Genomic DNA, 323 nt, shown 5'->3' with positions numbered 1-323 from the left:
GCAAATTGGCTTTTTATAGCTGTAAAATCTTCCTTTAAACAAATATTTATGTAGTAACACAAAAATAAAATGATTTAAAGAGGATAGTATACTTGCTATCCTCTTTAAATTTACTGCAATTGCTGTTAATTTAGCTTGTTTGGACATGCTTAATAGACCATACCCTTGGGCACGGTCTAGACCATGAAATCTTTTCATTTCAGCATTTTTCCATTCTTGGCATGCACGTTGTTTATAATTATCTTGAAATTCTTTTGTTTTTGTCCATTGGCTATATTCATAAAACTCTGGGATGTTAATTCCTATGTCTAACCTTTGAGCTT

General features: G+C 31.3%; 1 protein-coding gene. It reads right to left on the bottom strand.

The window, feature by feature from the left end; genetic code table 11:
- On the bottom strand, positions 1-323 hold a 323-nt coding region (locus tag cpu_RS02730), incomplete at both ends, for a transposase (RefSeq protein WP_234970174.1).

Origin of the sequence: Carboxydothermus pertinax, assembly GCF_001950255.1 — a bacterium.
Taxonomy (GTDB): domain Bacteria; phylum Bacillota; class Z-2901; order Carboxydothermales; family Carboxydothermaceae; genus Carboxydothermus; species Carboxydothermus pertinax.
Note: the sequence above shows the minus strand (reverse complement) of the source record. Positions and strands in the feature narration are given on the sequence as shown.